The sequence below is a fragment of the Nonomuraea cypriaca genome (assembly GCF_015645445.1).
Taxonomy (GTDB): domain Bacteria; phylum Actinomycetota; class Actinomycetes; order Streptosporangiales; family Streptosporangiaceae; genus Nonomuraea; species Nonomuraea cypriaca.
Window position 1 is genome coordinate 1 of record NZ_JADOGI010000435.1, and the last position, 3,686, is coordinate 3,686.

The following is a 3,686-nucleotide window of genomic DNA, read 5'->3' on the forward strand; positions in this document are numbered from 1 at the left end:
CGCCCCCACACGGCCTCCCCGCACCACGCCCAGAACCCCATGAACGCCGGAAAACCCGCCCAGCTGGCACAGCCCGGCCAGGCGGCCCAGCTCGGCCAAGCCGCGGACCCTGGTGAGGTGGCGGAGTTGGGCGACGCGACGAGACCTGGCCATGCCGCCGCGACGAGGTTCGGCCACGCCACGGAGCCGGGTCAAGCGGGCGCTCGTAACGGCGAGCGAGCCGTGAGCCTTCACGACCGGCCATGACGGAGGGGAACCGGCGTCGGCGCGTGCGGTTACGTTGGCTTCGCCGTAAAAGAAGAAGATTTGAGCCCCGCAACGAAGCACATCGGTCATCGGGTGCTCAGGGCTCGGAGGGCGGCCTTGAGGAGGGAGGCGATCTGGGGCGCGCGGCCGGCGGCGAGGTCGGCGTCGGCGGCGGGCGCCACCGCGGCGACCGCCTCGTCGGCGTCCTTGCCGGAGTAGCCCAGCCCGACCAGGCCGGAATGGACCTGTTCGCGCCACGCCGCCATCCGGCGCTCCCCGTTGAGCGCGGCGTTGACCACCTCCTCGGGCGTGCCGAGCCGGTCCTTCAGCTCCAGCACGATCCGTTGCGCCCCCTTCTGCCCGATCCCCGGCACCTGGGTGAGCGCCTTGAGGTCGGCGCTCGCCACCGCCACCCGCAGCGCGTTGGGCGTGTGCACGGCGAGCATGGCGAGCGCGAGCTTGGGCCCGACGCCGCTGGCGGTCTGCAGCAGCTCGAACACGGCCCGCTCGTCGTCGCCGGCGAAGCCGTAGAGGGTGAGTGACTCCTCACGCACCACCAGGGACGTGGCCAGCCGAGCCTCCTCGCCGATCCGCAGCGTGGCGAGCGTGCCCGGCGTGCAGTGCGTGAGTACGCCGACGCCGCCGACCTCGATCACGGCCCCGTCCGGCGCGATCGCCGCCACCTTCCCCGCCACCGACGCGATCACAATCCCGCACCTCCCGAGAACGACGCGAGCACCACCGACCCGATCACAGCCTCTGCCCTCCCATGAGCCCGAGCCACGATCACAGCTCCGGCCCCGCCACGAAACCGCGCCTCCGGCGCGAGCAACACTCTGCCCTCATAACGAAACCGCGCCACCGCGGCCAACACTCCGCCCTCACCACGAGACCGCCCCACCGGCGCGACCAACGCTCTGTCCCCGTCACGACCACCACGGGCCGGCGCTCGAAAGGAGGTCATCGCCTGCCCCCACGGGCGGCCTTGGCCAGGGCGTCGGCGAGGCGGCTTTGGCCGGTGCCGCGCCAGATGTGGCAGATGGCCAGGGCGAGCGCGTCGGCGGCGTCGGCGGGCTTGGGCATCTCGGCCAGGCGCAGTAGGCGGGTGACCATGCTGCCGATCTGCTTCTTGTCGGCGGTGCCGCTGCCGGTGATGGCGGCCTTGACCTCGGACGGCGTGTGCAGCGCCACGGGCAGCCCGCGCCTGGCCGCGCACAGCACGGCGATGCCGGCCGCCTGCGCGGTGCCCATCACGGTGCGTACGTTGTGCTGGCTGAAGACCCGTTCGACCGCGACCGCGTCGGGCCGCACGTCGTCGAGCCACCGCTCGATCCCGGCCTCGATGCCCACGAGCCGGGCGCCGAGCTCGTCGTCCGCCGCGGTGCGCACCACCCCGACGGCCACCAGTGTGAGCGGCGCGCCCGGACGCCCTTCGACCGCGCCCAGGCCGCACCGGGTCAGCCCGGGATCGACGCCCATCACCCGCACCGGTCCGCCCTCCCGTGCCGCCGAACATCTGTTCGGCACGAGACTCTACCGTCGCCGAGGTGGCCGTGCACCGGGAAACGCCCGTCAGAAGTATTCGAGCATGTACGGCTTGGCGGCGAAGGCCGTGTCGAGGACCTCGTCGTACCGGTCGTCTCCGGACATAAGACCGCTCATCCGCAGCGTGGCCGTCGGGATCCCGGCATACAGGGCGGAGAAACCGTTCACGGAGAGCGTGACGCCGGGCTCCTGGACCGGGGTGGCGGCGGCCGAGCCTGCCCCGAACTCCAGCCGCCACGTGCCCCCACCGGTCAGCGGGTCGTCCACGGTGACGACGGCGTCGCGGGTCAGCGGCGCCGGGTAGCCCCTGCGCTCGACCGCGGCGGCCACGTCGAGCACCCTGAACATCCACCGCACCTGCGTGACCTGCTCCTTCTCCCGGTGCCGCAGCAACCACAGCACCGGATCGTCGGGCGCCACGGGGGCGATGACGTCGCGCGCGACCGAGGACGCGGTGCCCACCAGGGACCACAGGGCCCCGGCCGTCTCCGCCGACGCCGCGACCAGGCTGTCGACCTCGATGTTCGCGTCCTTCCACCGGTAGACGACGTAACCGTCGTCGGCGAGGTAGAGGAAGTCGTCCTCCCTGCCGAGCCAGAGCTTCCAGGTGTCCTCGTCCCAGGAGACGGGGCCGCTGGAGCGGGCGGCCGCGTGGGCACGGTGCAGCACGGAGACGACCTCGGCGGCGTCGCCCGGTCCCATCCTGCGCAGCTTGACCTGGCCGGACGGCCGGATCCTGCGCAGCGCCTCGGCGGGGAGCGTCACGGTGTGCTTGGCTCCGGCGTGCTCGTAGCCGACGGAACGGTAGATCGGCGTGGTGGCCGGATAGAGCACGGACACCGCGTCGCCGAGCTCGCGGGCCCGTTCGACGACGGCCCGCATGAGCAGGGTGCCGACACCGCGGCCGCGCTCCTCGGGGCTGACGGCGACCCCCGCGATCCCGGACATCGGCTGCGGCCTGCCGTGCCACCACTGGATGAACCGGCGCAACCGGGCGGAGGCTACGAGCCTGGTGCCGTCGAACACGCCGACATAGCGCCGCTGGCCGAGCACGGGGGTCACGGCCTGGCGCCACCACTCCGCGTCGGCCGCGGATATCGGGCCGAACGCACGCTTGCGCAGGTCCAGGACGTCATCGAGATCGTCGGGGGTGATGTCGCGAATTTCCACAACCGTTCAACCTATGCGGACGTCGCACGGGATGGCGAACCGTTTACCGTGATCGCGAGCCTGTCGAGGTAGAGCAGCTGGGCGGCCACGACGGCGGCCAGTGCGACGGCGACCACGAGCAGCGGCGTGGTCGTGCCGGCGTCGGGCGCGACGCCGCCGTTACCGCCGATCAGGGCGAACTGCTCGACAGGAGCGGTGAACAAGGCGGCGTTCTGGGCGATCAGCAGCGGCCAGAGCAGGTCATGGGCGTTCACCAGCGCGACGCCTCCCGCGAGGATGCCCGCCATGGGCAGCGAGGGCAGGAACACACCGCCGAAGAAGTCTCCGCCGTCGCGTTCGGCCAGTCCTTTGCACAGGAGGGTAAGTACGAAGAGGGCGGGCACGCTCACGAGCAGGGGCGGGATGAGGGCCAGGAAGGAGTCGATGAGGCCGAGGTCGCGCATGTTCTGCCAGTTGGCCACGCCGAAGACCCCGGTGCCGGCGAACAGCCAGGGCGCGAACACCAGCAGCAGCCACTCGCTCCGCCGCCCGAGCGGTCGCAGGCCGCCGATGCCGAGCGCGGCCAGGTAGGCGACGCCCACCGAGACCAGGGCTCCCGCGACGGCGGGCACCCACGTGTTCAGCTGGGTACGCAGGGCGTCGGGCATGGCACCGGGCGCGCCGGCGGGCGGGGAGAGCACGCCGGAGATCCACGGCCACGCGCACAGAACGGCGACGGCCACCAC

Annotated in this window: 5 protein-coding genes; all 5 read right to left on the reverse strand. The window is 72.4% G+C overall.

Translation table 11 applies throughout. The annotated features are described in order from the left end of the window. Positions 1-195 (reverse strand): hypothetical protein (locus tag ITP53_RS56770; RefSeq protein ID WP_207757729.1); only part of this gene is annotated, 195 nt, incomplete at its 3' end. Positions 196-332: 137 nt separating this feature from the next. Then, positions 333-953: a Holliday junction branch migration protein RuvA gene (ruvA, locus tag ITP53_RS54395; protein ID WP_195903318.1), complete on the reverse strand. Its 621-nt coding sequence runs from the start codon at positions 951-953 to the stop codon at positions 333-335. Between the two features lie 253 nt (positions 954-1,206). Then, positions 1,207-1,734, reverse strand: coding sequence for a crossover junction endodeoxyribonuclease RuvC (gene ruvC, locus ITP53_RS54400; RefSeq protein WP_195903320.1), 528 nt, complete (start codon positions 1,732-1,734; stop codon positions 1,207-1,209). Between the two features lie 84 nt (positions 1,735-1,818). Further along, positions 1,819-2,961: a GNAT family N-acetyltransferase gene (locus ITP53_RS60875; RefSeq protein ID WP_328818864.1), complete on the reverse strand. Its 1,143-nt coding sequence runs from the start codon at positions 2,959-2,961 to the stop codon at positions 1,819-1,821. Positions 2,962-2,972: 11 nt separating this feature from the next. Continuing rightward, a partial coding sequence (locus ITP53_RS54410) for an ABC transporter permease family protein (protein ID WP_207757730.1) occupies positions 2,973-3,686 on the reverse strand: 714 nt, incomplete at its 5' end.